General features: G+C 37.5%; 18 protein-coding genes. All 18 read left to right on the top strand.

The features are described 5' to 3' along the window. The first annotated feature begins 5 nt into the window (after positions 1-5). The 18 genes from EUBELI_RS12960 (at position 6) to EUBELI_RS12875 (ending at position 24,684) form a co-directional block, all read left to right on the top strand. On the top strand, positions 6-350 hold the full coding sequence (locus EUBELI_RS12960; RefSeq protein WP_119220123.1) for a HEAT repeat domain-containing protein: 345 nt from the start codon (positions 6-8) through the stop codon (positions 348-350). Between the two features lie 152 nt (positions 351-502). Further along, complete coding sequence (gene potA / locus EUBELI_RS12955; RefSeq protein WP_012740834.1) at positions 503-1,945, top strand: polyamine ABC transporter ATP-binding protein; 1,443 nt, start codon at positions 503-505, stop codon at positions 1,943-1,945. A gap of 12 nt (positions 1,946-1,957) precedes the next feature. Continuing rightward, positions 1,958-2,743 (top strand): ABC transporter permease, encoded by a 786-nt coding sequence (locus tag EUBELI_RS12950; protein ID WP_012740833.1) that lies wholly within the window; start codon positions 1,958-1,960, stop codon positions 2,741-2,743. Further along, positions 2,743-3,552, top strand: coding sequence for an ABC transporter permease (locus tag EUBELI_RS12945; protein WP_012740832.1), 810 nt, complete (start codon positions 2,743-2,745; stop codon positions 3,550-3,552). Before EUBELI_RS12950 ends, EUBELI_RS12945 begins: the two co-directional genes overlap by 1 nt. Further along, positions 3,545-5,065 (top strand): extracellular solute-binding protein, encoded by a 1,521-nt coding sequence (locus EUBELI_RS12940; RefSeq protein WP_012740831.1) that lies wholly within the window; start codon positions 3,545-3,547, stop codon positions 5,063-5,065. Before EUBELI_RS12945 ends, EUBELI_RS12940 begins: the two co-directional genes overlap by 8 nt. A gap of 148 nt (positions 5,066-5,213) precedes the next feature. Beyond that, positions 5,214-6,566 carry an aspartate aminotransferase family protein gene (locus tag EUBELI_RS12935; RefSeq protein ID WP_041688981.1) on the top strand — a complete coding sequence of 451 codons (1,353 nt, stop codon included), beginning with the start codon at positions 5,214-5,216 and terminating at the stop codon, positions 6,564-6,566. Positions 6,567-6,743: 177 nt separating this feature from the next. Then, complete coding sequence (locus tag EUBELI_RS12930; RefSeq protein WP_041688979.1) at positions 6,744-8,849, top strand: purple acid phosphatase family protein; 2,106 nt, start codon at positions 6,744-6,746, stop codon at positions 8,847-8,849. Further along, positions 8,837-9,967: a YibE/F family protein gene (locus EUBELI_RS12925; protein WP_012740827.1), complete on the top strand. Its 1,131-nt coding sequence runs from the start codon at positions 8,837-8,839 to the stop codon at positions 9,965-9,967. The genes EUBELI_RS12930 and EUBELI_RS12925 overlap by 13 nt, the downstream gene beginning before the upstream one ends. 44 nt (positions 9,968-10,011) lie before the next feature. Then, complete coding sequence (locus EUBELI_RS12920) at positions 10,012-11,187, top strand: sensor histidine kinase (RefSeq protein WP_012740826.1); 1,176 nt, start codon at positions 10,012-10,014, stop codon at positions 11,185-11,187. Between the two features lie 56 nt (positions 11,188-11,243). Continuing rightward, the gene (locus EUBELI_RS12915; protein WP_041688977.1) at positions 11,244-11,924 is read left to right on the top strand and encodes a response regulator transcription factor; all 681 of its coding nucleotides are present in this window, start codon (positions 11,244-11,246) and stop codon (positions 11,922-11,924) included. A gap of 65 nt (positions 11,925-11,989) precedes the next feature. Then, complete coding sequence (locus tag EUBELI_RS12910) at positions 11,990-14,845, top strand: ABC transporter permease (protein ID WP_012740824.1); 2,856 nt, start codon at positions 11,990-11,992, stop codon at positions 14,843-14,845. 28 nt (positions 14,846-14,873) lie between these two features. Then, a complete protein-coding gene (locus EUBELI_RS12905; protein WP_041688975.1) occupies positions 14,874-15,542 on the top strand; it encodes an ABC transporter ATP-binding protein in 669 nt (222 codons plus the stop codon). Between the two features lie 31 nt (positions 15,543-15,573). After that, on the top strand, positions 15,574-18,468 hold the full coding sequence (locus EUBELI_RS12900; RefSeq protein ID WP_041688974.1) for an ABC transporter permease family protein: 2,895 nt from the start codon (positions 15,574-15,576) through the stop codon (positions 18,466-18,468). Positions 18,469-18,543: 75 nt separating this feature from the next. Further along, entirely contained in the window at positions 18,544-19,869 is a 1,326-nt protein-coding gene (locus EUBELI_RS12895; RefSeq protein WP_012740821.1) for an MATE family efflux transporter, read from the top strand. A gap of 77 nt (positions 19,870-19,946) precedes the next feature. Further along, positions 19,947-21,674, top strand: a complete 1,728-nt coding sequence (locus EUBELI_RS12890) for an ABC transporter ATP-binding protein (protein ID WP_228003395.1) — start codon at positions 19,947-19,949, stop codon at positions 21,672-21,674. After that, positions 21,674-23,521, top strand: a complete 1,848-nt coding sequence (locus EUBELI_RS12885) for an ABC transporter ATP-binding protein (RefSeq protein WP_012740819.1) — start codon at positions 21,674-21,676, stop codon at positions 23,519-23,521. The genes EUBELI_RS12890 and EUBELI_RS12885 overlap by 1 nt, the downstream gene beginning before the upstream one ends. Before the next feature lie 16 nt (positions 23,522-23,537). Beyond that, entirely contained in the window at positions 23,538-23,984 is a 447-nt protein-coding gene (locus tag EUBELI_RS12880; RefSeq protein WP_012740818.1) for a MarR family winged helix-turn-helix transcriptional regulator, read from the top strand. Next, positions 23,968-24,684, top strand: coding sequence for a DUF6198 family protein (locus EUBELI_RS12875; RefSeq protein ID WP_012740817.1), 717 nt, complete (start codon positions 23,968-23,970; stop codon positions 24,682-24,684). Before EUBELI_RS12880 ends, EUBELI_RS12875 begins: the two co-directional genes overlap by 17 nt. Positions 24,685-24,807: the final 123 nt, after the last annotated feature.

Here is a 24,807-nt window from a genome sequence, read left to right as displayed (position 1 = left end):
TCGGTATGTTATTTAAGAAAAAGACACTGGATGAAAAAATGGAGAAATATGTAAAACATCATGACTGGTATGCAATACAGGAAGAGATTACAGGAAGCAAAGAAGGAAAGATTGCAGCAGCCAAGGCACTTGGGGCAAGCGATGACCAGAGCAGTGTAGATTTATTGTTGAGATTCGTTGATGATGCAGATGATGATGTTGTATTTGCAGCATGTGAGTCGTTGAGAAAAGTTGGCTCTGAGCATGATACCGCTGATCTGCTTGCAAGAATGCAGAAGATTCCGGAAGACAGACAGGCTATAAGGGACGAAATAGGAAAGACTGTTCAGGAGCTTCATCACAGACCTTAAAACATATATTTTGCCAGTTGTTTACATAATGAAAAAACCATGGGTACAAATCAAGAAATCACTTGATTTGTACCCGTTTTTGATATTAAATAGGAAGTGGTTGCATAGTTGTTAGACGGTGTAACAAAGGATGTTAATTGCGGAGGTTGGATATGTCTGGTAAATCAGAAAATATAATAGAGCTTAAACATATCAGTAAGGTATATAGTGATAATGGATTTAAGGCGGTTGATGACTTTAATCTTGAAGTAAAGCGGGGGGAATTCGTAACATTTTTAGGACCATCAGGATGTGGAAAGACAACCACACTAAGAATGATAGCAGGATTCGAACTTCCGACAGACGGACAGATACTTCTTAACGGAGAAGATATATCACAGCTTCCAGCTAATAAAAGACCGATTAATACAGTATTTCAGCGTTATGCGCTGTTTCCACATATGAATATATATGAAAATATTGCATTTGGACTTAAGTTAAAGAAGCTTCCTAAAGAGGAAATAAGAAAAAAGGTTAAAAATGTTCTTGATATGGTTGACCTTGAAGGATTTGAGGACAGAAAGATATCTACGCTGTCAGGCGGACAGCAGCAAAGAATTGCAATTGCAAGAGCACTTGTCAATGAGCCGGAAATACTTATGCTTGATGAACCTCTGGGGGCACTTGATTTAAAGATGCGTAAGGAGATGCAGATTGAGCTTAAGAATATGCATGACCAGCTTGGAATTACGTTTATATATGTAACACATGACCAGGAAGAGGCACTTACAATGTCTGATAAGATTGTTGTCTTATCAGAGGGTAAGATTCAGCAGATTGGAACACCAGAGGATATATATAATGAGCCTAAGAATGCTTTTGTTGCCGACTTTATTGGTGAGAGCAACATTTTCAAAGGTATTATGACAGGACACATGAAGGTAAGATTCTGTGGCGGAGAGTTTGTCGGAATGGATGATGTTCCAGAGGGAACTTTAGTTGACGTTGTTATAAGACCGGAAGATGTAATTATTACAAAGCCGGAGGATGGAACTGTTGTTGGTGAGGTTACTTCAGTTATATTCAAGGGAATGCATTACGAGGTTGCTGTTGAATCCGGAAAGTATGAAATGATAATAAGAACTACCAGGTGTTATCATGTCGGTGATACAGTAGGAATGCAGCTTGAGCCTGATGGAATTCATGTAATGCTTGCAGAGGACCATACCACAAGTTTTGTTACAACAATTAATGGAGATTATACGCTCGACTTTAATGGCAAGATAATAAGCTGTGATTTAACACAGGTTATTCCTAAGACTAAGATGTCAGATGGAGTGCTTGTTGATGAGAACGGTGAAAATGTAGATGTTTCAAAGTTCAGGGTTGTTGTTTCAATCCAGCCTGATGATATTGAGATGAGTGATGATGTAACAGCAGGTCTTGTGTCAGGTAAGATTATTAACCTTATCTATAAGGGTGACCATTACAGTTATGTAATAAGAACTGAGTATGGTCATGACCTTATTGTAGATGATGAATATCTCTGGAATATGGATGATCAGGTTGGTCTTATCATGCCTGAAGAGAAGATGAAATTCCAGTTGAAGAAGTAGGGGGATAGAAATATGTCTTTTTCACGCAAATATCTTGGAATCCCTTATGGGCTGTTTCTTATATTATTTGTTGCAGCACCACTGCTTGTCCTTGTATATTATGCATTTACTAACGGGCAGGGACAATTCAGCATGGTTAATCTGCAGAATTTTTTTACAGACCCTAATACACTTGGAACTCTGTGTTACAGTCTTGTACTTGCATTTGTTGCAACTGCAGTCTGTCTTATAATTGCTTATCCTGTAGCGTATATACTTTCACAGAGTAAGTTAAAGAGAAAAGCGGTAATACTTCTGCTTTTTGTTATGCCTATGTGGATTAATTTCACATTAAGAATTACCGCACTTAAAGAGATATTATCAATGATTGAGGGAAATCTTGCGTATTATCCGTTTATCAATACGATAATAGGAATGACATACGATTTTCTTCCATTCATGATACTTCCGTTATATACAACGCTTTCAAAGCTTGATAAGAGTGTTATTGAAGCAGCATCGGATCTTGGTGCGGATAATTTCCAGACATTTATCAAGGTTATACTGCCATTGTCTGTTCCGGGAATTGTCAGTGGTGTGTCAATGGTATTCCTTCCGGCAATGACTAACTATGTAGTTCTTGATATGCTTTATAACAGCACATATATTATGGGTAGTCTGATTGGAAGTTATTTCAGTGCATATGACTGGCACAATGGCTCAATGATAGCACTGATACTTCTTGTTATTATATGTATTGTCACTCTGGTTTCGGGTGATAAAGAGTCAGAAAATGCTGGAAGAGGAGGACTTGTATAATGAAGAAATTTCTGAAATATATGATTATATGCATTGTCCTTTTGTTCATGTATATTCCAATTCTTGTGCTTGCAGTATACAGTTTTACGGATGCCGCTAATATAGGAGCAATACATGCATTTTCAATGCATAATTATGTAACACTTTTTACGACTCCGGAGCTTATTAATATGATAATCGGTTCTGTGCTGCTTGCTGTTGGAAGTGCTGTACTTGCAACAATACTTGGAACAACAGGTGCTATAGGTGCATTTTATTCAAAGGGAAAAGTAAAAGGAGCAATGTCAGTTCTTAATCAGGTTCCTGTTGTCAATGCAGATGTAGTTACAGGTTTTTCTATCTGTATCCTTCTTGTAGTCGTATTAGGTGTCAGTAAGGATACGTATATTCCTCTTGTTGTGGGACATGTTATACTGAGTGCACCGTTCGTATATCTGGCTGTTGTTCCTAAATTAAAACAGATGGATCCAAGTCTGTATGAAGCTGCACTTGACCTTGGTGCAACACCTGTGTATGCACTTTTTAAGATAATAATACCTCAGATTGCTTCCGGCATAGCATCAGGATTTGTTATGGCAGTTACATTATCACTGGATGATTATTTCGTTGCAACATACACTAAGCCTGCAACATTTGATACAATAAGTACTTATGTTGTTAATGCAACCAAGGGTTCACAGACTGATATCAAGACTGCTTTGTGGGCTTTATCTACAATAATATTCCTTATTGTTATTGTAGTTGAGATAGCAATTAATCTTGCACCAGCAAGAAAAGCTGTACGAGAGGAGGCCGGAGCTGATGAATAAGATTATTGGAAAGATAAATGCGTTAATACTGTCAGCTTTAATGGCAGTAAGCGGCGCAGCAGCGGTAACAGGAGTGTTTAATACAAACAGTCTTACAGCGGTGGCAGCAGACGATACAATCATACTCCGTGTGTGCAACTGGGAAGAATATATTGATACAGGAGACTGGAGTGATGATGATATAATTGACCTTGAGAGCGGAAGCATAAAGGGTGAGAATTCGATAATTACTGATTTCGAGAACTGGTATTATGAGAATTATGGCAAGAAAGTTAAGGTACAGTACAGCTGTCTTGGAACTAACGAGGAGTTGTACAACATGCTTACTCTGGGTGATGATTACGATGTAATCTGTCCTTCAGAATATATGATAATGAAGCTTATGGCAGAGGACTGGCTTGAGCCATTTTCAGATGATTTCTATGATACATCGATTGCTAATAATTATTATGCTAAGGGTGTATCTCCATTTATCAAGAAAACATTTGACGAGAATAAGATTAATGGTGAGTCATGGAGCCGCTATGCTGCAGGATATATGTGGGGTATAACAGGAATCGTGTACAATCCTGATAAGGTGACAGAAAAAGAAGCATCTACATGGACGATAATTGATAACAGCAAATTCAGACGTCAGATAACAATTAAGGATAATGTAAGAGATTCCATGTTTGCAGCTGTTGGTGCAATTAAGTCAGACAAGTTAAAGTCAGCGTCATTCATTAACAGTCCTGATTATCATGAAAGACTTGCCGAGGAGATGAATGATACTTCTGAGGCAAATGTGGACAGGATTCAGGAGTATCTTCAGTCAGTTAAGAATAATGCCTATTCATTCGAGACTGACAGTGCCAAGACTGATATGATAACAGGAAAGGTAGTCGCAGGTTATCAGTGGTCTGGAGATGCTGTATATACTATGGACCAGGCTGACGAGGATGATTTCCAGCTTAACTTTGCAGTACCTGAAGAATGTACTAACCTTTATTTTGACGGCTGGGTAATGTTAAAGTCTGGAATTAATGGCAATTCAGAGAAAAAGCAGGCAGCACAGAGCTTTATTAACTTTCTGTCTAAACCTGAAAATGCTGTAAGAAACATGAGCTATATTGGATATACATCAGTTATATCAGGTGGTGACAGTGATGTTGTATTCGATTATGTAAAGTGGAATTATGGAGCAGATGAAAGTGATACAGATGTTGTAGATTATCCTCTGGGATATTTCTTTTCAGGTGATTCTGATGATGAAAGATATATACTTAAAGTTCCAGAAGAACAGACATACAGACAGTTATCAGCACAGTATCCTACGCAGGAGGTTATGGATAGAAGTGCCATTATGCAGTATTTTGATGCTGAAGAGACAACAAGAATTAATCAGATGTGGATTAATGTAAGATGTTATAACATTAAGAATGTTCCTGTGTGGATATGGGTTCTTGCAGGTATTATTGTTGTGACTTTAATAGCATTATCTGTAAAACTTAAGATAAATAAGAAATATGATTAATAAGCATTTGATTATAAATTGACAAATAACCAAATGTTGCTATTATATATGTCAGACAGAATGAATCTGTATGACAGTGCAAAGGAGCACAGAATTTCTGAGAAATCAGAGGTTCTGTGCTTTTTCTTTTTGCAGAATGGAGGAAATTATGGCAACAGAATCAAGTATTATGGACTCTAACAGTTTTAAGGAAGAATATGCATCTATGTTAAGTCCTAAAACAAGGGAAATGATTAGTAAGAGAGAAAAATACCTTGGAGGTGCTTACAGACTTTTTTATAGAAAGCCAATTAACATTGTCCGTGGAGAAGGAGATTATCTGTGGGATGATGAAGGTAACAAATATCTTGATATGTATAACAATGTAGCTGGTGTAGGACATTGTAACCCTGCTGTTGTAAATGCAGTTACAGAACAGATGAAAACGCTTAATACACATACAAGATATCTTCATGAAAAAATTCTTGATTACAGTGAAGAACTGCTTGCACTTATGCCTGATGAGATTAATAAGATAATGTATATGTGTACAGGTTCAGAAGCTAATGACCTTGCACTTCGTGTGGCAGAAGCCTATACGGGTGGTACCGGTATAATTATCACACAGGAAGCCTACCACGGAACAAGTGCATTAACATCAGGCTGTTCACCTTCACTTGGAGCCGGTCAGCCATTACTTCCTAATGTAAGGCTTATAACAGCACCAGATTATTACCGTCATGGTGGAACACCAGAAGAATTCACAGCATGGTATGCGTCAGAGATGCAAAAGACTATAGATGAATTAAATGAGGCAGGATATAAGTTTTCTTGTTTCCTTGCTGATTCAATATTCTCATCAGATGGTATATATCCTGACCCTGTAGGATTCTTAAAAGCAACAGTAGATGTTGTACATAAGAATGGCGGAGTATTTATAGCAGATGAGGTTCAGCCGGGATTTGCAAGAACCGGACAGGCATTCTTTGGATTTGCAAGACACGGAATTGTCCCTGATATGATAACAATGGGTAAGCCGATGGGTAACGGAATTCCAATCTCAGGACTAGCTGCAAAGGAGGATGTACTTGCAGCCTTCAGCGACAAGCTTCCTTACTTTAACACATTTGGTGGTAATCCTGTATCAATAGCTGCCGCTCAGGCTGTTCTTAAATATATTAAGGATGAAAATCTTCAGGAACACTGTAAGAAAGCAGGTGCGGCACTTCTTAAGGCACTAAAAGAGGTACAGAAGCGTCATCCTGAATCAGTAGGTGATGTAAGAGGTGCAGGTTTGTTCTTAGGATTTGAATTTGTTAAGAATGATGGCAACAAGACACCTGATAAAGATATGGCGTTGAATGTAATAGAGATGTTAAGAGATGAGCATATTCTTACATCAGTTATAGGTCATTACGGAAATATCTTAAAGCTTCGTCCACCAATGGTATTTTCAGAGAATGATATTGACTGGTTTGCAACATCTCTGGATAAATGTATTACAAAGCTTGAAAATAAATAAATTGAAAAAATCGGACACAGACATTAAACATCTGTGTCTTATTTTTTTGCTTACAACAAGAATTTTACATAAGATTTACAGGGCAATTATTGTAAGTTTACCACATAGGGATATAGTAATGGCAATTCGTTGCACAACAGTATACGAATAAATATATCTCATTATGTGGAGGAAAAAATGAAGAGAAGTAAGAATTTATTAAGAAAAGGTGCAGCACTTGCTGCAATGTCAACAGTTCTTGTAAGTCAGGTACCACTTATTAATGCATTTGCATATGGTGAGGCGGATGTAAGTCAGAGTACATTCAAGCAGGATACAGATAATTCAGCTGATTTCCAGAACTGGCTTTCTAATGTATGGCAGGGAGGAGAAAAAGCTTATGCACAGACTGAAAATGTAGCTTTAACTCCAGGTTCAGATGCGGCAGATCTTAATTTTTCATGGTATTCAGCTGGAAAAGGAACACCGGCAGTAAAGGTATGGAAGGATGGTTCAAAGTCATCAGCCAAGGTTGTAACAGGTAATGCAGAGGCTATCAGTGCTGAGAACTGGCAGGGAAAGTCATACAGTGCAGCCAATAAGGTAAACATAGCTGATTATTTTGAAGAGAACACACAGTATCATTACCAGTATACAGACAATTACACAGGAGATGACAGTATATGGTCTGCTGAGTATGATTATACAACTAAGGCAACGGATAAGTTTTCAGTTATTCTTACCGGTGACCCACAGGTTGGTGCTTCAGGAAGCAGTTCAGATTATTCAGCTAATGATGCCAGTGTTGCAAGAGATGCATACAACTGGAACAAGACAATGCAACAGGCATTAAAGACATGTCCTGATGCATCGTTTCTTTTATCAGCAGGTGATCAGATTAACCAGTCTGGTGCAACTAAGGATAATGATAAAAAGACAAGAGAGAGCGAGTATGCAGGATATCTTTATCCATCAGTATTCAGAAGCCTTCCAATCGCTGCAACAATCGGTAACCACGATATGGCAGGTTCAGATTACTCAGCACATTTTAACAATCCTAATTCAGAGGATAAGTTAGGAAGCACAGCAGCAGGAAGTGATTTCTATTTCAACTATGGAGATGTATTATTCATTTCATTAAACAGCAACAACCGTAATCAGGAGGAGCACAGAACATTTATGAATAAGGCTGTTGCAAGCAATCCTGATGCTAAGTGGAAGGTTGTAATATTCCATAGCGATATCTATGGTTCAGGACAGCCACATGCAGATACAGATGCTGCTACTAACAGAATTGTATTTGCACCATTAATGGACGAATTTAACATTGATATATGTCTTACAGGACATGACCACACATTTTCAAGAAGTTATCAGATTCTTGATGGAAATGTAGTTGACTATGATATAAGCAGCGGTTCAGTAACTAATCCGGATGGAACTCTTTATATAACAACAGGTTCAGGCTCAGGTTCTAAGTACTACAATCTGCTTAACTACACACCATACTACATTGCAGAGAGAACTAATGCATGCCTCCCATCATTCTCAACAATTGATTTTTCAAGCGGCTCACTTACCATCAAGACATATGACTACAATGGTAATAAATATGCTGATGATTTTACAATCAATAAGACTAATACAGATATGTCAGTGGATGAGGTTATTAATAATGCAGAGGCTTTAATTAACGGCACAGAGGTTAATTATACAGAAGACAGCATGAATTCTCTTAAGGATGCGCTTTCAGCATTAAAGCAGATTAAGGCAGCATATACAACAGCTTCAGACCCTATGATTGCAGATATTACAACCAATTATGGCAAAGATACTGACAGAGTATCAGGCTACGGTTCAGTAAAGAATGCAGCAGACAAGTCAACATCTGAAAGCGGAAAGAGTGTTAACAGATTTAAGAAGGGCGTATCAACACTTCTGGACAAGACTATATACATTCAGGCACAGGAAGGTGCACAGGCACAGCTTGCAGATTATAAGTCAGAGAATGCACCTAAGATTGATGCCAAGGCATTAGAGGATGCAAAAACTGCAGTTGTTAATGCAATTAATGCACTTACTGTACAGGATGATAACGATACTGTAACAGAACCATCTGCACCGGCAGAAGTCTCATCAGCAGATAACTCATCAACCGATAATTCTTCGACAGATAATGGTAAAGCTCCACAGACAGGAGATAACATGCTTGCAAGAGTATATGCTTGTATGGCTGCCGCCGCAGCAGGTATCGGCGCTGTTATAGTTGGAATCAGAAAGAAGGAAGACATTTGCGAAAGATAATAGACACATTTGGTAAATACCTTGTTGTGGCACTTATTATGATTGCGATGTTTCTATTCTACACCAGTGTAGAAAGAAAACCACTGCTTGCCAAAGACAATACTAAGTTTGTTAAAGCAGTGGTTATACAGAATGATAAAGAAGACCTTCAGGCTGTCGCTGACTTAGAAAGCGGCGACAGCCAGGAGGTTGTTTTACGTATTAAATCAGGAAGCCACAATGGAGAAGAAGTAAAAGCGTACAGTCTTAACGGATATCTGTACGGAGCTAACTGTAAGGTTGGAACAAGGGTAATAGCTAATATAAGTGAATATAATGGAAACCTCTCAGCCAATGTATATAATTATGACCGTGAACCGGAGATAATTGCGTTATTAGCAGCATTTTTCGGACTTATGTGGCTGGTTGGAGGAAAGAAAGGTTTCAATTCAGTACTTGCACTTATATTCACATTTGCAGTTGTAGTAATGATGTATATTCCGATGATGTATATAGGTGTTTCACCATTTATTGCAGCTACATTATCAGTTGTCATAATTACGCTAATAACATTTATTCTGCTGGCAGATTTTCAGAAGAAATCAATTGGTGCTATGCTTGGTACAATAGTCGGAGTAGTTGTATCAGGTCTTATAGCACTTGTTTTTGGACATTTTGGACATGTAACAGGATATAATGTTGATGATATAGAGAATCTTATATATGTAGGTCAGAATTCAAAGCTTGATATAGGCGGTATGCTGTTTTCAGGAATACTGATTGCATCGTTAGGAGCAGTAATGGATGTTGCAATGTCAGTTTCATCATCATTACATGAGATTAAAGAAAACAGACCTGACATATCAGCAAAGGAAATATTCCGTGCAGGAATTAATATTGGACGTGATATGATAGGAACAATGTCTAACACACTTATTCTTGCTTATGCAGGAGGAAGTCTGGGACTTGTCATGATAATATACGCTTATTCATACCAGATGCATCAGATTCTTAACATGTACTCTGTTGCAATCGAGATAATGCGTGGAATATCAGGAACAATGGGCATAATACTTACAGTGCCGATAACTTCATTGATAATGTCAGTTCTGCTGACAGACAAACATAAAGAAAAATGATATAATACTCCCAGAAACTACCAAGGTGGAGTTAAGGGGGATTTATGTCAGATACAGTAATAATAGAGGAAGAAAAAGATATAGAACATATTGCAGAAAGGAAAGTAGCCGTCATCAGGAAAAAGATGATGGCTGCTTTTTGTGTTATGGCAGGAATTGCCATACTTATAGTTGCTGTTACGACTGGATTTTATGAATTAAAATTCAGGGCACTGGCAGCAGGACTTTATAATATAGATGAAAAATCAGGAGAATATCTGATAGATATGATGTTTTATAACAGGTATTCGTTAAGTGATGTATCAAAGTATAAGAATGTAGTTATGCAGTGCGGGTATACAGAAAATGGTTCATCATATATGTATTTTAGAAGCGGTCAGTGGATAATTGCAGTGGCAGGGATAATTATAATTGCAGTTGTAATGACAGCATGTATAAGGATGATTGTAAAAATCGGACATAATGATATCTATTCATATGTTATTAATCTTGGTGCAGAGAACCAGCAGTTAAAGAAAAAGCAGAAAGCGGATGAAAGATTTCTTGTTGAGCGTAATGAGAAACTGCAGAATTTTACAGAGAATATTGCACATCAGATTAAGACACCGCTTACTGCATTGAGCCTTGCACTGGATAGGTTAGAGGAGAGTGGAGAAAACAGGGGGCTTCTTGAAAGATGTTTTGAACAGATTGAAAGAATCAGGTCATTTATAAGTAAGCTGATGACAATAAGCAGAATGGAAGCAGGTAAGATAATCATGACAGAGCAGGACATTAATGTGAACAGCATGCTATGTGATGTTGTGAGCCAGTTACCTAAGAACGACTGCAATATAACAGTGGAATGTGATGATGAAGATTATTGTATCAATGCCGATGAAGAATGGATAAGAGAAGCATTTATCAATATAATACAGAACAGCAGCGAGCTGTGCGATACGGTTAAAGTTAAGGCTGTATGCCGAGATGACAAATGTATAGTCAATATTAAGGATAATGGAAGCGGATTTGAGGAGGACAGGATACCGTATGTATTTGACAGGTTCGAGACAACAGGAAGTGCTGCTGCAGGACATGCAGGTATAGGACTTAACCTGTCGCGGCTTATTATTGAAGCACATCATGGAACCGTAGATGTGCGTAATAACGAGGACGGCAAAGGTGCTGTCATAAGGGTACAGATACCAAGATATGTTCTTAAGAGAAAGGCTGAATTGTAAGATATGTGTAAGGTTAGTGCATTACAATATAGAAAATGTACTGGCTGGGAGGGAATATGACCAAGATACTTATATTGGAAGATGATGATTTTATAAGGCAGCAGCTTGCAGGAATATTACAGGAAAAAGGATATTCAGTTGTGGAAGCGGCAAGCGTAGGACAGTTTAATAAAATATATGAACAGGAAGAAGCTACAATAGATGTATTCTTGTTAGATGTATATCTGCCTGATGGCAATGGATTTGATGTCTGCAGGAAAATAAGAGAACACGGAAGCCAGATAATAATATTTTTAACATCGTGTGATGATGAAGACAGTATTATTAAAGGACTTGACTGCGGCGGTGATGATTATGTTGTGAAGCCGTTCAGGGTTGCAGAACTTGTATCAAGAATAATGGCTAATGTTAGAAGAATATCAGGTGGCACAGACATTTATAAAGATGGAACACTTACGGTAGATTTCAGGAATAAATCAGTCACACATGCAGATAAACAGATATGCGTGTCACCGACAGAATTTCATGTGTTAGAGATACTTATAAACAACAAGGGACTTATTGTAAGAAGAGATACATTTTTCCAGAAAATGTGGGACAGATACGGAACATTTGTAGAGGATAATACGCTGACAGTTACTGTGAGCAGGCTAAAGACAAAGCTTGGAAACCGTGAGGACGGCAGAGCTTATATAGAGACGATCCGCGGAATCGGCTACCGGTGGAAGATTAATTGAGTTGTAAGGTTTTTGTAAGGTTGGCATGATAAGGTATATACATAAATCTTACAGGGGGTACTTGAGTGAATGTTTTAAAGATTACTTTCAAAAGTATAAGGAGACGGTTCCCGCAGATATGGAAGGCGGCGCTTACGACACTGGTGGCGGTGTTTTTCGTGACAGCAGTTCTTATATTTCAGGAGAATATGTACCAGTGGCAGATGTCATCGAATAAGTCGAGGTTTGGAGACTGGTATATATGTGAGAAAACAACGAAAGAGCCAAACAAGGTTCTTGATGAGAATGACTTTCTGGAAAAGCCTTTAAAGGCAGAGAGTATGGTACGGATATTTGATTCAGACTGGAATAACACAAAGCTTTATGTTGGAAGCATGACGGACGATTTTATGAAGCAGGGCAGAATCAGACTGGCAGAGGGAAGGATGCCGGAGGCTTCAGATGAAATAACTATGGATTGGAATACTCTGCTTAAACTTGGCTATGAGGGGGAGCTAGGACAGAAGGTAACAATTAATTATTATGAAAATGACAATATTAATTCAGATAAAGGAAGGCTTAGTGCAACATTTACACTGGTTGGAATATTAAATAATTACACAAATATATGGCAGGATGGGAAAAATATACCAGGAGCAATTGTTACTGAGGAAAGATTAAAAGAATTCAAATGTACTATTTATAATATCTATATTTATCCATTCAAGGATTCTGTGCGGACACAGGATTATGCAAATGTATATAAAAAGATTAAGGAGGATGTAAAAAGCCAGACTGTATATAATGCTGCAGTATATGATTATTCTCCGTGGAAATCAAAAACAGTATATGCATATATGTATATAGTTGTTATGGTTATAGGAATTCTCGCATTGTCATACCAGCTTATTGAGTACAGAAATACAAGACGCAAGTCATACAATATGTTCAGACAGATGGGAATGACTAAAGCAGGTATCCGTAAAATGTATATAACAGAGAACGCATTTATACTGATTCCGGCAGGAATTATTGGTATTCTGCTTGCACTGGCAGCAGGACACTTTACAGGACAGGCACTTGAAGCCAAGTCCGGTTATGAATTCTACAGGGCGAATATGGAAGTTATTATTAAAAGTGCTGGTTCTGTTGTAATTGCAATTATAGTTGAGGAACTTAGCGGAATAATATCCAACATACATTTTTATAAAAAGAAGCCAGCTTCTAAGAAGTGGTCGGGCAGGCCTGTTACTGTGAAAAACAATAAGAGCCGCATGAACAGACATAATCTGGTAAGGACTGTAAGCTCAAGATTTATAAAAAAAGACGGAGCTTTGATGGCAGTGGGAATAAGATTTTTTGCATTATGTATATGTGGAGTAATTATATTTTCGGCTTTGAAGATTCAAAATGCATTTACAGAATATAAGAATAATGACAGCCTTACTGATATATTTGGTTATATAGATAGAACAGAGGACAAAGACCAGTTGTATATGAAGTACTGGTACTATCTTGAGAATTATAATAATCTTCCAATGAAGCCCTCGATGTATTCTGAAAGCCGTGAGAGCAGAATGGATAAACTTGAGGATACAGCAAAATTAAGAAAACGTTATAATATACATTTTGATAAGCTGAAGGAATTAGTTGAAGAAGGAAAAATGTGGGATTCCAATAATGCAGTCAAAATTAATAATACAGACAGTATAGGAAGAGAAAGTGCACAGATACAGATATCACGCAGTGGATACCTTAAGAATCCTAATAATAACATTATTGAAGGGTTTTCCAAAGAATTTCTTGACCAGTTAATGGAGATTAATGGAATACAGTCAGTTTCATATTCAGCATTTGAATCTGAGAGAACCTGGTTCTGGGATAATCAGGATTATGAGAAAATGCAGACATTTGCATTTCACCCAGTGAATTATCATTATAACAAGCAGCATATTGACGATTATGGAGACAGATATATGTTCTCAACAGAATATACTGAGCCTACAAAGGAACTGTATAGCAAACTGGAAAAATATATTGATAAAGAGTATGTTGATTATGAAGCATTTAAGGAAGGAAAACAGGTCGTATTATTCTTAAGAAATCTGCCAGAGGGTGGATATGATGACACTATTAACGCTGGAGATACACTTTATTATAATTATTACAGAGTAGATGAGAATACGTATGATGATAAGAGTAATATAATTGATCCTTCATATTTTTTAATATTCCCTTATGATAAAGCATATAACAGGTATTTATTAGATTACAACAATACACATGATTTTAATCCTGATTATAAGCTTATGGAAAAGCTCGAAGCAGATTATGATGCATGCGTTGCTCCACAGGTTGCTGCTGTTGTCAGAGTTACTGACGAGGTTATGGAGGATTTCAATGGAATAATTCCGACATTTGGTTATTATACAGCAATTGCAAGTACTAACATGGCACAGCAGGCGGTTGACAGACAGAAAGATATTATGGAGAGACTTATTGGAGAAGAGTTAAGCGATGATATGGATTTTGAACTGTGCTACAACCAGATAAGCATAAAATATGACTTAGCATCAACATTTTCAGCAACCAATAATAAGATAGGTGTGTATTTCAACAATAATAATATCTCTTATAGCAGCAATGTTGATATCAAGAATACATACAGAACACAGCTTATCAACAGTATTCTGCAGTACGGAATCACTATTATTGCAATGATAGTTATGCAGCTGTTAATTATGGCAATTGTTATCAGAAACCGTATTAACAGAAGAAAAGAGAAAATGAAGCTTCTGCACAGTCTGGGAATGAGACGTGGAAAGATTGTTTCAGTATGTATGCTTGAGGCACTCCGAGAATCAGTATGGTGCGTGATTACAATGCCGTTGTTATTGTTAATGGAACTGCTGATGTTTACAGGATTTGTCAGAAAATTATAGAAATATGGATAGAAGGGACGGGTATATTATGAACGAGATTATGTTAAGAGCGGAGAATATTGAAAGAACTTATCATGCCGGAAGCGTTGATGTTCCGGCACTCAAGAACTGTACACTTGAGTTTGAACAGGGAGAATTTACTGCTATTATTGGAAAGAGTGGTTCGGGAAAATCGACTCTGTTAAGGATTCTTGGAAGTGTTGACGAGCCGGATACCGGAAGTGTTATTATTGCCGGAAAGAAGATAACAGGAATGAAGGACAAGGAATTGTCAGAGTTCAGAAGAAGAAATATCGGATATATATATCAGGATTACAGTCTTTTTCCAGAATTTACAGCATATGAAAATGTTGTTATGCCGATTCTTATAGATGGCAAGAAGCCTGATGAGAATGAGGTTGATGATTTGTTAGAGGAATTGGGAATATCGCATTGTAAGAATAAGTTTCCATCGCAGATGTCAGGCGGTGAACAGCAGAGAGTTGCAATAGCAAGGGCATTGATTACCCATCCTGCTGTTATACTTGCGGATGAACCGACTGGTAATCTTGATGCGGGAAGTGCAGGAACAGTTGCACAGATGTTATCCAAGGCAAGCCAGAAGCACAACCAGACAATAATTATGGTTACGCATGACAGACAGATGGCGGATTATGCAGATAAGATAATAACTATTGTTGATGGAGTGTGCCAGTAGTATAGCCATACATACGGAAAGGGGGATGCGTATGTCTGTATTTGAAATTACATTTTTAAGTGTAAGAAGGCGTATGCCGCAGATAATAAAGGCAGCATGTACGACTCTGGCAGCAGTATTTTTTGTAACAGCCGTTCTTATATTTCAGGATAATATGTATCAGTGGCAGATGTCATCGAACAAATCCAGATTCGGAGACTGGTTTTTATATGAAATCACATCAAAGGAGCCTAACCAGTCATTGAGTGAACATGCATATCTTAATGATCCTGTCAAAATAATGACCAGTGTCAGTATGTTTAATTCTGACTGGAAAAGGACGGGATATATTGTCGGAAGCTTTGATAAGGATTTCATTAATCAGGTCAGAATCAGTCTTGATGAAGGAAGACTGCCAGAAAATGATGACGAGATAGCTATGGACTGGAATACATTGTTATCACTTGGATATACTGGTGAAATAGGTGAGACTGTAACTATCAGATATTGTGAGGAAAACAGTATATATGATGAAAGTGCCAGACAGGAAAAAGAATTTATGCTTGTTGGTATATTGGCTAATTATACAAATATATGGAAGAACGGGAAGAATATACCGGGAGCTGTTGTAACGCCGGATGCTTTAGAAATATTTAACTATAAATATCGTAATGTGTATTTTTATTCTTTAAATGATTCTGTGAAAACATCAGATTATGCAACTGTTTATAAGAAGATAAAGGAAGATGCAAAAACAGAGACTGTATATAATTCGGCAGTATATGATTATCAGCCGTGGAGTTCAGCTAAAGTATACATGTATATGTATCTGGTTGTAATGATAATAGGAATTCTTGCACTTTCATATCAGCTTATTGAATACAGAGGAAGAAGACGCCCGGCTTATGAGCGTTTCAGAAAGCTTGGAATGAATAAGGCGTCACTTCGGAGTATGTATATTATTGAAAATGCCCTGATAATTATTCCAGCGGGAATAATGGGACTTATACTGGCTTTACTTACAGGCTTTGGAATAGGAAAGGCTCTTGAAATTCATAATGGCTTCACATTTTATAAGGTCACATTAAATGTAATTATAAAAAGTGTTTTGTCAGTAATTATAGCAATAATAGTTGAAGAAATAGCAGGTATTATTGCAAACAGCCGTAAAAATCACATTTTAAATAAAAAACGGAAAAAGAAAAACAGCCAGAATGTAAATATATATAACGCCACTGGTAAAAAATCAAAAATTAAGCCGTCTAATTTATTAATTACAGTAAGCTCAAGATTTATCAGAAAAGATGGAATATTTATGGCTGCCGGGCTTAGAATATTCGCATTATGCATATGTGCTGTACTTGTATTTTCAGCATTAATGATAAAGAAAGTATATATTGCGTACAAGGATAATGAGCAGATACCGGATATATATGGATATCTGGATCCTTCAGATTCAGAATATGAAATGTATATATATTACTATAGTTATATAAAGGGTTATTATAATATTCCAATACCAGATGGAGAATATTACAGTGAAGAGAGGAATGCTCTTCTGTCCAGTGAAAAAAGAAACAGATACAACATAAGCTTTAATGAATTAAAAAGTAAGCTGACAAAAGAATCTGATAGCCTTGATGCAAATAATCATCAGGATCTAATACGTTTTAATATGCTGCATGTTAATTATTCTAATAAATATTGTAAGAGAGGCAATACTAATTTACTCACAGGCTTTTCGGAAGAGTTTCTTACAGAGCTTGAAAAGATAGGTGGAATAAAGTCGGTAGATTATTCAGCATATGAATCAGAGCGTACATGGTTCTGGGATAATCAGGATTTTCATAAGATGGGAATGGATACTATTTCACCCGATAATTATAATATAACGAGAGAATCACCCGTTACGGATTATGGTTACCGTTATATATATTCCACAGAGTATGTTAATCCTACCAGAGAATTATATAACAAGCTTGAGAAGTACATTGATAAGGAATACAGGAATTATGATGATTTCGTTAATGGAAAACAGGTTGTAGTCTTTTTGAGAAATACACCAGATGGAACTTATGATGACACATTACAGGCAGGAGATATCTTGAATTATAATTATTATCCGTTGTCTGTAATGCCTAATATAAGGTTTACAAATAATGTGGCATATGGGAGATATACATATCCGTTTGACAGGGCATTTTATGATACATATAATAATTCAGGAAAGATTAACCTTTATTCAGAATTTAATGGAACGCTTAAAGGAAGTGCAACATTTAACATGCACAGTGAAGGAGATTCTGAGGATTGGATAAATGGGTATGAGTCAATATTTGGTGCGTGTGTATCACCTCAGGTTGCGGCTGTCATTAAGGTAACAGACGATGTGAAAGAAGATTTTAACGGAATCATGCCTGATTATGGATATTATACAGCACTTGCGGGAATGTCACTGGCACAGCAGGCAGTTGATAACCAGAGAAGCTTCATGGAGAGGATAACCGGTGATAAAATGACCGGTTATCTGGAATTCGGACTTAAGTATAACCAGCTGAACATTAATTATGATTTGTCATCAACATTTTCAGCAACGAATAATAAGGTGGCTGTATATTTTGATAATAATGAATTATCGTATTCTTCTAATGTCGATGCAAAGAATATATACAGAACCCAGCTTATTAACAATATTCTCCAGTATGGAATAACCATTGCCGCAGTTATAGTAATACAGCTTCTTATAATGGCAATAATTGTAAGAAACAGAATAGAAAGAAGAAAAGCAAGCTATAAGCTGCTGCATGGCATTGGAATGAGACAGGGAACAATAGTGAAAATGTGCATGATTGAGGCAGTACGGGAATCTGTATGGTGTATATTCACAATGCCACTTATACTTATACTGGAGCTTCTTATGTATATGCGAAAGAATCTGGTTGAATAATTAAATATTATCGTGTATCATTAGAAAAAGAGCCACTTGTTGGCTCTTTTTTTACGAAAAGGACAGGTAGTTAATATGAATCAGACATATATGAAGGAGCAGAAGATACTCCCATTGTTATTAAAAATGTCGCTTCCAATGGTAATATCAATGATGGTTAATTCATTGTACAACATTGTTGACAGCTTCTTTGTTGCCAAGATAAGTGAAAATGCGATGACAGCCTTGTCACTTGTCTTTCCTGTACAGAATCTTATAAGCTCGGTTATGATAGGATTTGCAATAGGAATTAATGCGGTCATATCATTTTTTATGGGTGCACAGAACCAGAAGCAGGCTGACAAGGCAGCTAGTCAGGGTATGCTCCTAAGCTGTATACACGCTGTTGTGCTTACAGTGATATGCATAGCAGGCATGCCGGTATTTTTAAAAATGTTTACAAAGGACGCAGAGATAGTTTCACTGGGACTTAAATATTCCAATATTGCATTTGCATTTTCAATAATGCTTGGAATTGAGCTTATGTTTGAAAAGGTGTTTCAGGCAGTTGGAAGAATGAATGCTTCTATGGTCTGCCTTATGACAGGCTGTATAGTTAATATTGTGCTTGACCCGATGATGATATTCGGAATCGGCCCATTTCCAGCAATGGGAATTGAGGGTGCTGCACTTGCGACAGGAATAGGTCAGACTTCGGCGGCTGTGCTCTATATAATAATATATATTGTTAAGCCTATTCCGGTTAAATTCAGAAAATCAGAGATGAGGATAGAAGGGTCAATGGCAAAGAGACTTTATTCTATAGGCATGCCGGCAAGCTTAAGCCTTGCACTTCCATCTATTCTTATATCAGTGCTTAATGTAATACTTGCAGCATACTCTGCTGTGTATGTATTCGTGCTTGGCGTATATTACAAGCTGCAGACATTCCTTTATCTTCCAGCCAACGGAGTTGTGCAGGGAATGAGACCACTTATGGGATATAATTACGGAGCAGGAGAGCATGAGAGAGTAAGAAAGATATATAAGACATCAATGGTACTTATATTTGCTATTATGGCAGCAGGTACAATTCTCTGTCTTGCAATACCGGGTTCACTTATCGGTCTGTTTACAAGTAATCCAGACACAATAAATGCAGGAGAGACAGCATTAAGAATCATAAGTGCCGGATTTATTGTATCAACTGTATCAGTTACTTCGGCGGGGGCACTTGAAGGACTTGGAAAAGGATTTCCATCACTTATCATATCTGTGTGCAGATATGTTGCGGTAATAATTCCGGTTGCATTCGTTATGTCAAGGATAACAGGTGCAGTTGGTGTATGGCATGCTTTTTGGATTACCGAAGTGATTACATCAGTAATTTCTTATATAGTATATAAGAAAAATGTAAAGTAATTATAAAAATGTCTTCTTGACATTGCTTGAACTTGGAAATACAATAGTTGCATATACAACAATTGGAGGTGCAAGTAATGTTGAGAAGAATTTTTTCTTATATGAAAGAATATAAGAAATACGCATGGCTGGCGCTTATATGTATAGGTGTTGAAGTTGTGCTTGAGATTATGGTGCCTAAGCTGATGGCTGACCTGATTGATATAGGTGTGACCAATTCAGATGTTCCATATATAATAAACAAAGGTATCCAGATGGCTGTATGTGCAGTTGCTGCACTTATATTAGGTGTGGGAAGTGCAAGATTTTCTGCGCTTGCAGGTCAGGGACTGGGTGCTAATATAAGAAAGGCTGAGTACGAGAAACTTCAGTCTTATTCATTTTCTAATATAGACCATTTCAGTGTTTCGTCACTGGTTACACGACTCACAAGTGATGTGACTAATATCCAGAATGCTGTATCAACAGGAATGCGTCCATTTGGACGAAGTCCGGTAATGCTGATATTTGCAACGACTCTGGCATTTCAGATTAATTCAACACTGGCACTGGTCTTTCTTGTGGCACTTCCAGTTCTGGCAGTCCTGCTCATCATAATAATCATTAATGTTGGTCCACGATATGGAAGAATGCAGGGAGCAGTCGACCTTGTAAACAGGTGTATAGAGGAGAATCTTACAGCAGTAAGAGTTGTTAAATCATATGTGCGTGGTGACTATGAGATTGAAAAATTTAGGAATGTTAATGATAATCTGAAAAACGAATCAGATAAAGCATTTGGAATAGCTGTACTTAACATGCCTGCTATGCAGTTCGTTATGTATTCTACAATTCTTGGTATTCTACTTATTGGCGGAAGACTGATTAATTCAGGACAGATGATGATTGGACAGCTTACTTCTTTCTTAAGCTATGTCCTTCTGATACTTAATTCTCTTATGATGATGTCAAATGTGTTCCTTCTTATGACAAGGTCACTTGCTTCTGCAGAAAGAATTATGAAGGTAATTGACGAGCCAATTGATATAACTGATGAGAATGCAAAGGACATTGAAGTTAAGAAGGGTGAGATTGAATTTAACCATGTCTGGTTTAAATATAAGGATACCGCCAAAGAATATGTGCTGTCAGATGTTTCATTTCACATTAATGCTGGACAGACAGTCGGAATAATCGGTCAGACAGGTTCATCAAAGACGACGCTTATCCAGCTTATTCCAAGACTCTATGATGCAACTAAGGGCGAGATTAAGATAGATGGAATAAATGTTAAGGAATACCCGGTAAGACATTTAAGAGATGCAATCTCAGTTGTATTGCAGAAGAATACGCTGTTTTCAGGCTCGCTTATTGATAACTTAAGATGGGGCGATGAAAATGCGACTCTGGATGAGATTAAAGAGGCATGCAGCATAGCGTGTGTTGATGAATTTATAGACAGGCTTCCTGGAGGACTTGATGCAGAGATGGGACAGGAAGGTGTCAATGTATCAGGAGGACAGAAGCAGAGAATATGTATTGCAAGAGCAATATTAAAGAAGCCGAAGGTTCTTATTCTTGATGATTCAACGAGTGCGGTTGATACTGCAACAGAAGGAAAGATAAGAAATGCACTTGCAAAGAAGCTGCCAGATATGACTAAGATTATAATTGCACAGAGAATATCGTCAGTGTGTCATGCAGACCAGATAATTATTATGGACGGAGGTCGTGTGGACGCAATCGGAACACACGAAAGTCTGTTAAGGACTAATAAGATATATCAGGAAATATATGAATCACAGAAGGAAGGAGCTGATCTTTAATGGCTAAGTATGTTGGATATAAAAGACCTAAAGATACGAAAAATACTGTTAAGCATCTCCTTACATATCTGGGTCATTATAAATGGGCGTTCCTGCTTATAGCAATTCTTGTATTTATAAGTGCAGGTGCAGGAATTATGGGAACATTTTTAATAAAGCCTGTAGTTAATAATTTCATTGTTCCTGGCAATATGAAAGGACTTATCATGGCTGTGTGCGGAATGGGTGTAATGTATGCGTGTGGTGCGCTGTCAACGCTTGGCTATAACAGGCTTATGGTGCATACTTCCCAGAAGGTGGTAAGTGAGATTCGAATGGATCTGTTTAAGCATACACAGAAGCTTCCATTGAAATATTTTGATAATAATACACATGGCGAGATTATGAGTCATTTTACTAATGATGTTGATACAGTGCAGGAAGCGATGAACAACAGCTTTGCGATGGTAATCCAGAGCTTTCTTACACTTTTTGGAACCATAACAATGATGCTGGTATTAAGCGTAAGGCTGACTATTATTGTTGTTATTTTTCTTATTCTTATGTTCATCTTTATCAAATACAATGGTAAACGCAGCAAGAAATATTATCACAGACAGCAGAAGGAGATTGGTAATATTAACAGCTTCGTTCAGGAAATGATGGCAGGACAGAAGGTTGAGAAGGTCTTTAACCACGAGCAGAAGAATTTTGAAAAATTCTGTGAGATGAATGAGAGTTTCAGGAAGGAATCAACTAATGCACTTGCATATTCGGGAATGCTTATTCCTGTAATTGTAAGTCTGTCGTATTTTAATTATGCACTATCTGCCTGTGTTGGAGGCATATTTGTAATCAAGGGAATTATGGACCTTGGAAGTATATCGGCATATCTTGTGTATGTAAGACAGAGTGCTATGCCGTTAAATCAGTTCACACAGCAGATTAATTTCATACTTTCTGCACTTTCGGGAGCTGAGAGAATATTTGACATGATGGACGAGGCGGAGGAGCTTGACGAAGGAAAGGTAACTTTATGCAATGTCATTAAAAATGCGGATAATACCCTTACAGAAACTTCTGATAAGACAGGATTTTTTGCATGGAAGCTGCCGGCAGGGGAGCTTATTGAGCTTAAGGGTGATGTGAGATTTAATGATGTTGTGTTTGGATATGTGCCTGAAAAGAAGGTGCTTAACAAGATTTCGCTGTTTGCAAAGCCGGGACAGAAGATAGCATTTGTTGGTTCGACAGGAGCAGGAAAGACTACTATTGTTAATCTTATAAACAGATTCTATGATATTCAGTCAGGTACAATTACATATGATGGAATTGATGTAAAGGATATTAAGAAAGATGACTTAAGGCGTTCTCTTGCAATGGTAATCCAGGATACACATTTGTTCACAGGAACTATTGCAGATAATATAAGATATGGAAAGCTTGATGCAACTGACGAGGAAATCAGGGAAGCAGCTAAGATTGCCAATGCTGATTCATTTATAACAAGACTTCCTCAAGGGTATGACACGATGCTTACTGCTGATGGCAGCAATCTTTCACAGGGACAGAGACAGCTTCTTGCTATCGCGAGAGCAGCGATTGCCAAGCCGCCGGTTCTTATTCTTGATGAGGCTACAAGCTCAATTGATACAAGAACAGAGCGGCTTATAGAGAAGGGAATGGATGCAATAATGGAGGGAAGGACTGTATTTGTTATTGCACACAGGCTTTCGACAGTAAGGAATTCTAATGCCATAATGGTTCTTGAAAAGGGTGAAGTCATTGAACGTGGCAGTCACGATGAATTGTTAGAGCAGAAGGGAAGATATTACCAGTTGTATACAGGACAATTTGAGCTTGAGTAAGAGAAAGGAATGAAATATGGATAAGAAAACAAAGAATATATTTTTTGATATAGAAATGTTAAGAAGAAGACTGATAAGACCATATTTTATAGAACTTGGGCTTACAGTTGGACAGGGGCAGCCAAGGATTCTTAAGGAATTAAGAGAACATGGGATTATGAATCAGAAAGAGCTTGCGGATGCTTGCCTTATGGATGTAACTACAATGTCAAGAACATTAGACAGAATGGAAAAGGATGGTCTGTTAAAGAGAGAAAATAATCCGGCAAGCAGAAGGTCGTGGAATGTGTCGCTTACTGATTGTGGCAGCCAGAAGGCTGATGAAGTTATCAGGATATTTAACATAATTGATAATGTTATATATAATGGATTCAGTGAAGAAGAGGTGCGGACACTATCTGTTATGGCAGGCAAAGTTGAGAAAAACCTCTGGGAGGCAATTAAGAATGAAGAGCAGAAATAAACTTATTATCAGATGGGTGTTTTATCTTCTGGGATTACTGATACTTGCACTTGGAATTATGCTTAATACGAAAGCTAATCTTGGTGTTTCACCAATAATTTCAGTGCCATATTCGATATCTCATATCATAGGATTTAACTTCGCCAATATGACGATGATTGTATATTTTATCTTTGTTTTAATTGAGATGATAATGCATACTGTGTGGTATCTTACAGACAGAAAAGAAGCTAAGTATCTTGGAATGTATATTATAAGAGATGCCTTACAGATACCGGTAAGTATAGTATTTACCCGCTTCCTGAATGTGTTCTCAGCACTTATTCCATCTGTACATAACGACATTGTATTACAGATTATAGTATTGCTGCTTGCTGTATTATTGACAGGAATAGGAGCAGCAATGTCACTGAATATGAGAATTATACCTAATCCGGGAGATGGAATTGTACAGGCAATAAGTGATACTACAAGGCTTAAAGGCAGAACCGGCAAGGGTGTGGGCTTCTGCAAGAACTGTTTTGATATATTCAATGTCTGCACAACATTTTTAATAGGACTCTTTACTGGACATATACTTCTTGGTCTTGGACTTGGAACAATTCTTTCGATGATTGGCGTTGGTCGTGTAATTGCAGTGTTTAACAAGCTGTTCAAGGAGCGCATGGAAGCTGTTGCTTTCGATTATGTGGAAGCGTAAGAGACTTGAATTGCAGGTTGAAAACCTACTGGATAGAGATGAATCAGGAGATTAGTAGGTCGTTTGGCTGAGACATGCATGGCAACTAAGGTCTGGAAACCTACTAAATAGAATGATATATGA

The sequence above is a fragment of the [Eubacterium] eligens ATCC 27750 genome (genome assembly GCF_000146185.1).
Classification (GTDB): domain Bacteria; phylum Bacillota; class Clostridia; order Lachnospirales; family Lachnospiraceae; genus Lachnospira; species Lachnospira eligens.
This window is presented reverse-complemented; position numbering and strand designations above follow the sequence as displayed.

What these genes read in the sequence shown, in the direction of transcription:
- EUBELI_RS12960 (WP_119220123.1), top strand. Translation starts at nt 6, where the DNA reads ATGTTATTTAAGAAAAAGACACTGGATGAAAAAATGGAGAAATATGTA.
- potA (WP_012740834.1), top strand. Translation starts at nt 503, where the DNA reads ATGTCTGGTAAATCAGAAAATATAATAGAGCTTAAACATATCAGTAAG.
- EUBELI_RS12950 (WP_012740833.1), top strand. Translation starts at nt 1,958, where the DNA reads ATGTCTTTTTCACGCAAATATCTTGGAATCCCTTATGGGCTGTTTCTT.
- EUBELI_RS12945 (WP_012740832.1), top strand. Translation starts at nt 2,743, where the DNA reads ATGAAGAAATTTCTGAAATATATGATTATATGCATTGTCCTTTTGTTC.
- EUBELI_RS12940 (WP_012740831.1), top strand. Translation starts at nt 3,545, where the DNA reads ATGAATAAGATTATTGGAAAGATAAATGCGTTAATACTGTCAGCTTTA.
- EUBELI_RS12935 (WP_041688981.1), top strand. Translation starts at nt 5,214, where the DNA reads ATGGCAACAGAATCAAGTATTATGGACTCTAACAGTTTTAAGGAAGAA.
- EUBELI_RS12930 (WP_041688979.1), top strand. Translation starts at nt 6,744, where the DNA reads ATGAAGAGAAGTAAGAATTTATTAAGAAAAGGTGCAGCACTTGCTGCA.
- EUBELI_RS12920 (WP_012740826.1), top strand. Translation starts at nt 10,012, where the DNA reads ATGTCAGATACAGTAATAATAGAGGAAGAAAAAGATATAGAACATATT.
- EUBELI_RS12915 (WP_041688977.1), top strand. Translation starts at nt 11,244, where the DNA reads ATGACCAAGATACTTATATTGGAAGATGATGATTTTATAAGGCAGCAG.
- EUBELI_RS12905 (WP_041688975.1), top strand. Translation starts at nt 14,874, where the DNA reads ATGAACGAGATTATGTTAAGAGCGGAGAATATTGAAAGAACTTATCAT.
- EUBELI_RS12900 (WP_041688974.1), top strand. Translation starts at nt 15,574, where the DNA reads ATGTCTGTATTTGAAATTACATTTTTAAGTGTAAGAAGGCGTATGCCG.
- EUBELI_RS12895 (WP_012740821.1), top strand. Translation starts at nt 18,544, where the DNA reads ATGAATCAGACATATATGAAGGAGCAGAAGATACTCCCATTGTTATTA.
- EUBELI_RS12890 (WP_228003395.1), top strand. Translation starts at nt 19,947, where the DNA reads ATGTTGAGAAGAATTTTTTCTTATATGAAAGAATATAAGAAATACGCA.
- EUBELI_RS12885 (WP_012740819.1), top strand. Translation starts at nt 21,674, where the DNA reads ATGGCTAAGTATGTTGGATATAAAAGACCTAAAGATACGAAAAATACT.
- EUBELI_RS12880 (WP_012740818.1), top strand. Translation starts at nt 23,538, where the DNA reads ATGGATAAGAAAACAAAGAATATATTTTTTGATATAGAAATGTTAAGA.
- EUBELI_RS12875 (WP_012740817.1), top strand. Translation starts at nt 23,968, where the DNA reads ATGAAGAGCAGAAATAAACTTATTATCAGATGGGTGTTTTATCTTCTG.